The organism is Actinomyces sp. oral taxon 849 str. F0330 (assembly GCF_000239715.1).
GTDB classification, from domain to species: Bacteria; Actinomycetota; Actinomycetes; order Actinomycetales; family Actinomycetaceae; genus Actinomyces; species Actinomyces johnsonii.
Genome location: NZ_JH470362.1, coordinates 1 through 6,782 on the forward strand (window position 1 = coordinate 1; position 6,782 = coordinate 6,782).

The following is a 6,782-nucleotide window of genomic DNA, read 5'->3' on the forward strand; positions in this document are numbered from 1 at the left end:
CCGACTGCGCAAGGAGGCCCGCCGGCTGGCCGACCGGGCCGAGCAGACCTGGGAGCGCGCCAAGCAGGGCGATTCGGAGGCCACCTCCACGGTTGCCAAGGCGGCCGCCGTCGCCGGAGGCGTGGTGACCGCCGGCATCGTTCTGACCCGCTTCGCCCGCCGCTAGAGCCTATTGCGAACATAGGACAAAGCGTCCACGTGTTCGTACCTTGGGGCGCGCGTTCGTACCCTCTACCCCTCGAACGCGCGTCCCAAGGTACGACCGCGACGTCGGCCACCGGCGAGAACCGGCCTGCCCCGGACATACGCAATAAGACCTAGGACTGGAGCGCAACCCCGCGCGCATCACAAGGCCCCGTCCCCGCGGACGCCGGGCCCCTCGCCTGTCTCCAACGCCGGGCCACCCCACCCCCTCGAGGACGCACAGGCTCGAAGACTTCACCCCATACCTCTTCAGCAAGAACCTTGGAATTATGCGGTTTCCCCGCACCGGCGCGTTCGAGGTCGAGGCCTTTGAGACAGATCTGGACGCCACTGGGCAGGCCCGCCCGGACTGGACGGATCAGAACCCTCTTCAGAGGCCCTCGCACCGCACCGTCCTCGTTCGGGAACGTACTTGTCCCGCGAGAACTGCGTTCTCCCGCAAACGACTGGGGGCGGACCCCAGTCGTTTGCGGGAGAAGTACGTTCTGGACAGAAAACGCAGTCCTCGACGCGCATAGCCGACCGCTCTGCGCCGTCGGGACGCCGGACCGCACAGCCCCGGCCCCGAGGAGGCACCACGAGGCTCGAGAACTGAGCCTCCGGGAGCAGAGCCCGGCCCCTCAGCCCCCTCAAACCTCTCAGACCCCTCACCCCTCAGGTGCGTCCGCGCGCACCGTGCGACCTGGGCGCGCCTGCGCATACATCAGGCCCGCCACGTACGCCCCCGGCGAAGCGGACGGCCGACGCCCGGCCAACCGGCTCCTCTCTTAACCCTGCCGCACAGGGTCCTCCAGAGCAGCGGCACCGGCCTCTCTGAGGGAGTTTCGGGCCACTGGTGGGCGATATCCACAGGATTGCTGGCCGTTCGCCGGAGATGGGCTGAGCGCTCCCTGAGGCCTTCTTGGACCTCATGTCCTATATGTGGGATGTGCGTCACCACAGCTCGCATCCGGTGTCCGAATGGTGTTCTCGCGCATTGACGTTGTACGGTTGGCCCACGACATATTTGACCAGGAAGAGCGCGCCCACGTGCGCGCCGTGACACGTTGGAGGGGGTCGAGCCTATGGGGCGCGGCCGTCAGAAGGCCAAGGCAACCAAGGTTGCCCGTAAGCTCAAGTACTTCAGCCCGGAGACCGATTACAAGGCTCTGGAGCGGGAGCTCGTCTCAGCATCCTCGGGCTCTGAGCCTGATGACGAGATCGATTACGAGGAACTGGCCGCCAAGTATGCCGTCGACGACGATGACTGGGACGAGGACGGGAAATAACCCCACCCCCAGTCGAGGAGGGCCGGAGGAACGCACCTACCGGCCCTTCCGCGCGCCTATCAGCGCGTGAGTCGAGGCTGCCGGGCAGCCATCCGTGTCACTCTCGGCGACTCTTCACTCCTCATCCGATCCACCTGTGTCGCATCGACCCAGGTCGGGGCTGTGCTGTCCTGGTGCAGTGCTCCAGGGTTGGCCCAGGTGGGATTGAATAGTCGCCAAGCGTGACACTTGGCGCGAGGCCCCGCCGGACGCATTCCGCATCCGGCGGGGCCTTACTGCTCGCGGTTGCTCGCGGCCGCCTGTAGCAGCTCTCAGTCGCGGCGGGCTCTCAGGCGGTCCGGTAGTCGCCGTGGATGTCGACGGCGCCGCCGTCGACGCCCTTGGTGCCGGAGACGACCCGGTCCTGGGCCTCGTACTTCGCAGCCTCGTGCACCTCACCGAGCACCCAGGCGGGGATGTCGGAGCCCTCGGCGACGCGCAGGACGGCGTCGACTGCGCCGGGGTCGACCACGGCGACCATCCCCACGCCGAGGTTGAGGGTGCCCTCAAGGTCCTCCCACGGCACCGAGCCGAGCTCGCGCACGGTGGAGAAGACCGGTGGCACCGTCCAGGAGGCCCGGTCGACGTCGGCGATGAGTCCGGCCGGTAGGACCCGGGCGACGTTGGCGGCCAGTCCCCCGCCGGTGATGTGGGACAGGGCGTGGACCGGCCCCGGGGCGGCCGGCGAGGACAGGGTCTCCAGCATGGCCAGGCACACGCGGGTGTACAGGCGCGTGGGCTCGAGCAGCTCCTGGCCCAGCGTGCGGCCGAACTCGGGGACCTCGCGCTCCAGGCTCCAGCCGGCGTGCTCGATGACGCGGCGCACCAGGGAGTAGCCGTTGGAGTGCAGGCCGGAGGCACCCAGGGCGATCAGGACGTCACCGGCGCGCACCTTCTCCGCGCCGAGCGCGCGGTCGGCCTCGACGACGCCGGTGGCGGCCCCGGCGATGTCGTACTCGTCGGGAGCCATGAGGCCGGGGTGCTCGGCGGTCTCCCCGCCCAGCAGCGGAGTTCCGACGGCGGCGCAGGCCTGGGCGACGCCGCGCACGATGTCCGCGATCCGCTCGGGGACGACGTGCCCGCAGGCGATGTAGTCGGTCATGAGCAGGGGCCGGGCCCCCACCACGATGATGTCGTCGACGACCATGCCCACCAGGTCCTGGCCGATCGTGTCGTGGATGTCGAGGGCCTGGGCGATGGCGACCTTGGTGCCCACGCCGTCGGTGGAGGTGGCCAGCAGGGGGCGGCGGTAGTCGCGCAGCGCGGAGACGTCCACGAGTCCGGCGAAGCCCCCGACGCCGCCGACGACGGTCGGGGTCATGGTGGCGCCCACCGCGTCCTTCATGAGCGCGACGGCCCGGTCCCCGGCGGCGGTGTCGACGCCGGCGGCGGCGTAGGTGATTCCCTGGGCGGACTGCTCGGGCTGCTGACTCATATGGCGGCTCCTTGGGGTTCGGGTCTCGGAGGCGGTGCGGGCAGATGCGGACGGATACAGACGGATACAGACGGTGGAGTCCGACGTGGACCGGTCGGGCAGGTCGGGTACGGGGCCGGGCTAGGACGTCGTCGAGCCCAGGGGGCTGCCGGAGGCCAGGTCGGGTCGGGTGATGCTGCCCAGCGGCACGGTGCGCTCGGCGCCGTCGGCCTGCTCGCTGCGGCGCCGGCTGCGGTAGGCGGTCGGGACGCGGCGCACGGGGATGGCGGCGGACTTCAGGCTGCGCACGGGCGGCGGGATCGGGTAGTCGCCGGTGAAGCAGGCCATGCACAGATCGTCGGCCTTCTGGCCGCTAGCGGACACCATGCCCTCCACGGACAGGAAGCCCAGGGAGTCGGCCCCAATGGACTCGCCGATCTCCTTCACGCTCATGCCGGTGGCGATGAGCTCGGCACGGGTGGCGAAGTCGATGCCGTAGAAGCACGGCCACATGACCGGCGGGGAGGAGATGCGCACATGGACTTCGGCGGCGCCGGCCTCGCGCAGCATCCGTACCAGGGCCCGCTGGGTGTTGCCGCGCACGATGGAGTCGTCGACGACGACGAGGCGCTTGCCCTCGATGACCTCGCGCAGGGGGTTGAGCTTGAGGCGGATGCCGAGCTGGCGCAGGGTCTGGGTGGGCTGGATGAAGGTGCGCCCCACGTAGGCGTTCTTCACCAGGCCCTGCCCGTAGGGGATGCCGGAGGCCTGGGCGTAGCCGATGGCGGCCGGGGTGCCCGACTCGGGCGTGGCGATGACGAGGTCGGCCTCCACCGGGTGCTCGCGGGCCAGGGCGGCGCCCATCTCGTTGCGCGAGGTGATGACGCTGCGCCCGGCGATGCGGGTGTCGGGACGGGCGAGGTAGACGTATTCGAAGACGCAGCCGGCCCGGCGGGCGGTGGCGAAGCGGGTGGAGCGCACGCCGTCCTCGTCGATCTCGATGAGCTCGCCGGGCTCGACCTCACGCACGAAGGCGGCGCCGATGATGTCGAGGGCCGCGGTCTCGGAGGCCACGGCCCAACCGTTGCCCAGACGCCCGAGCACCAGGGGGCGCACCCCGTGCGGGTCACGGGCGGCGTAGAGGGTGCCCTCGTCCATGAAGACCAGGGAGAAGGCGCCCCGCAGCATGGGCAGGACCCGGCGGGCGGCCTGGGGCACGCTCAGCGGGGCCTGCGCGCAGTAGGCGGCGTCGAGCTCGACTTCGTCGGTGAAGCCGGAGGTGAGGACGTCGGCGGCCGAGTCCCAGCCCTCCAGGGCGCCGCGCTCGGAGACGAGGTTGAGCAGGGCGGCCAGGACCGCGGTGTCCGTGGAGGAGCCGCGGCCCAGCTCGCCGCTGAGGTCCTCCCCGGAGGTGGAGTGCACGGCGTCCATGAGCTCGCGAGTGTTGGTGAGGTTGCCGTTGTGGACCAGGGCGAGGGTGGAGCCGGCCGCCGGACCGAGCATCGGCTGGGCATTCTCCCAGGTGGTGGCCCCCTGGGTGGCGTAACGGACGTGGCCCACGGCCATGTGGCCGGTCAGGTTGGACAGGGCCCGGTCGTCGAAGACCTGGGAGACCAGGCCCAGATCCTTGTAGACGAGGATCTGGGAGCCGTTGGAGGTGGCGATGCCGGCCGACTCCTGGCCGCGGTGTTGGAGGGCGTACAGGCCGAAGTAGGTCAGGCGGGAGACCTCCTCGCCGGGGGCCCATACGCCGAAGACGCCGCATTCCTCGCGCGGAGACGGCTCGAGCTCGTCGGAGTGGTCGTCGGGCAGCACCGTCAGGGTAGGAGCGTCCACGGGCGCCGTCAGGCCGGCCTGACCCAGCCGGCCGAGGGGCTCGGGGAACCCCGCCCGCGGGGCGAGGCCAGCGTCGTCGGGACGGTCACGAGTGGTCTGCATGGGGTTCTCACCGGTGCACACACGCACAGTCTTTCACGGCCCGGCCCCGTCTGCCCATCGGCGAGCACCGGGGCGGGCCCATTCGTTACCACGTCCCCACTCCCAGCCCCACCGGGGATCAGCTCGCGGGCAGGAGCTGGAAGCGAATGCCGGTGGCGGGGTCGGCGGTCAGCAGGCGGACCCGCACGCACTCACCCACCGGCAGGCCGCCGCCGGAGACTCCCTTGCCGGCGCGGATCTCGGTGACGACGGCGGGCTCGGCCAGGACGAGCTCGCCGCGCCCCTCGCGCTCGGAGGTGATGACGCCATTGAAGACCTCGCCCTCGTGACCGCGCAGCACCAGGGCCTCCAGGGCGGTCAGGGCGCCGCGTCCGATCGCCCGGGCGCGCTTGCCGGTCTGCTCCATGATGCCGGGCAGATCGGGCAGGGCCTGGAGCACCCATTCGGGCGCGGACCTGCCGGCGCAGGCGGCGATGCAGATCTCCTCGCCGTAGCGGTCCACGAGGCGGCGCAGCGGCGCGGTGACATGGGCGTAGCGCGCGGCGATCGCGGAATGAACGGCCTCCTCAGCGTCGGAGGCCTCGTCGTCGGCCGGGACGGCGACGCCGCCCGCGCCGAAGGCAAAGTAGCCCGACCCGCGGAAGAGGGACATGGCCTGGTCCATGAAGGCCGCATGGGCGGGCACGGCGTGGTCCAGGCCGCGCACGAGCTCGGGGTAGGGCTGGGCAGCGGGCCAGTCGATGCCCAGGGCCGCGGCCACGCGCCGCAGCCGGGCGTAGTCCTCGGGGCGTGCCGGCGGCAGGGTGCGCAGGATGCCGACGCCGCACTCGACCATGATCCGGGCGGCGCACATGCCGGTGAGCAAGGAGATCTGGGCGTTGTACTGCTCGGCGGGCACGGGCACGCGGTAGGCGAGCCGGTAGCCGCCCGTGGCCGAGGAGCCGTCGGGGCCGGCCGCGCTCGCCGCCTCCCGGGTTCCGGCCGTCCCCGCTGCGCCCGTCTCCGCTGCCTCGATGATCTGCTCGGGCGTGGTCATGCTGATGCCGCCGCGGGCGGCCTCCCGCTCCAGGCGCAGGCGGCCGATCTCAGACAGGAGCACGGGCAGGTCGGCGGGGACTGACGGCGGCAGGGAGCCCGCCTCGTCGATGGCGGCCTGGACCTGGCTGTAGCTGAGGCGCGCCCGCGAGCGCACGAGGGACCTCTCCACGCGGGCGGAGAGGACCTCGCCTCGAGCGTCGAGGTCGATGGTCCACAGGCAGGCCGGGCGGTCCATGTCCTCCAGGAGGGAGGCGGCGCCGTGGGAGAGGACCTCGGGGTGCAGGGGCGTAGCGGCGTCGGGGGCATAGATGGTCTCACCGCGGCGGCGCAGCTCGACGTCCAGGGCGCCGCCGGGAGTGACGAAGGTGGCCAGTGAGGCGATCGCGTAGTGGACGCGGTAGGCAGCCGCCGGCCCGGGCGCATCCCCGGTCGGCACGCCGGCGCGGTCGGTCTGCGCGGGCAGACGCTCCAGGAGTACCGCCTGATCGAGGTCCATAGAGCCGGGCGGGTCGATGGTGACCAGCTGCAGGTCACGGGCGTCACGGGCGCCGTCGGCCAGGAGACGGGCGGGACCGTCCTGCGCCCAGGCGGTGGCGGTGGCCTCGGCCTCTGCGAGAACCTCGGGTGGGAAGGCGGTGGGGGCCTCGTACTGCGCACGGAGCGCATCCAGGGCGCGGGCGACCTCGGCGGGCGGGGCGGTATAGGTGCTCAGGCGCGTACGACTCATGAGGCGAACCTACCGGGCGCAGGACGATTCGGGCCGGAAGGACTCTCAGAGCCTGACCACGGGCAGGTAGGCGGATAAGTCGCAGCGCTCGCCGGAGGCCTGCAGGGCGCCGCCAGCCAGGGCGTCCTGCCAGGTCAGCCGGCCGGTGGCCAGG

At 71.7% G+C, this 6,782-nt stretch carries 4 protein-coding genes and 1 pseudogene; 1 reads left to right on the forward strand and 4 read right to left on the reverse strand.

The window, feature by feature from the left end; genetic code table 11:
* Positions 1–1,268: 1,268 nt before the first annotated feature.
* Positions 1,269–1,472: a DUF3073 domain-containing protein gene (locus HMPREF0975_RS13435; RefSeq protein WP_009234752.1), complete on the forward strand. Its 204-nt coding sequence runs from the start codon at positions 1,269–1,271 to the stop codon at positions 1,470–1,472.
* A 328-nt stretch (positions 1,473–1,800) separates the two neighbouring features.
* Here HMPREF0975_RS13435 and purM read toward each other — a convergent pair whose 3' ends face one another.
* From purM to HMPREF0975_RS17380, 4 genes and pseudogenes are all read right to left on the reverse strand, one after another.
* Complete coding sequence (purM, locus tag HMPREF0975_RS13440; protein WP_009234753.1) at positions 1,801–2,946, reverse strand: phosphoribosylformylglycinamidine cyclo-ligase; 1,146 nt, start codon at positions 2,944–2,946, stop codon at positions 1,801–1,803.
* A 120-nt stretch (positions 2,947–3,066) separates the two neighbouring features.
* Positions 3,067–4,863, reverse strand: coding sequence for an amidophosphoribosyltransferase (purF, locus tag HMPREF0975_RS13445; RefSeq protein ID WP_009234754.1), 1,797 nt, complete (start codon positions 4,861–4,863; stop codon positions 3,067–3,069).
* Between the two features lie 118 nt (positions 4,864–4,981).
* A complete protein-coding gene (locus tag HMPREF0975_RS13450) occupies positions 4,982–6,628 on the reverse strand; it encodes an RNB domain-containing ribonuclease (protein ID WP_009234755.1) in 1,647 nt (548 codons plus the stop codon).
* A gap of 45 nt (positions 6,629–6,673) precedes the next feature.
* Positions 6,674–6,782: pseudogene (locus HMPREF0975_RS17380) on the reverse strand (sterol carrier family protein); the annotation flags it as partial.

What these genes read in the sequence shown, in the direction of transcription:
- purM (WP_009234753.1), bottom strand. Translation starts at nt 2,946, where the DNA reads ATGAGTCAGCAGCCCGAGCAGTCCGCCCAGGGAATCACCTACGCCGCC.
- HMPREF0975_RS13435 (WP_009234752.1), top strand. Translation starts at nt 1,269, where the DNA reads ATGGGGCGCGGCCGTCAGAAGGCCAAGGCAACCAAGGTTGCCCGTAAG.
- purF (WP_009234754.1), bottom strand. Translation starts at nt 4,863, where the DNA reads ATGCAGACCACTCGTGACCGTCCCGACGACGCTGGCCTCGCCCCGCGG.
- HMPREF0975_RS13450 (WP_009234755.1), bottom strand. Translation starts at nt 6,628, where the DNA reads ATGAGTCGTACGCGCCTGAGCACCTATACCGCCCCGCCCGCCGAGGTC.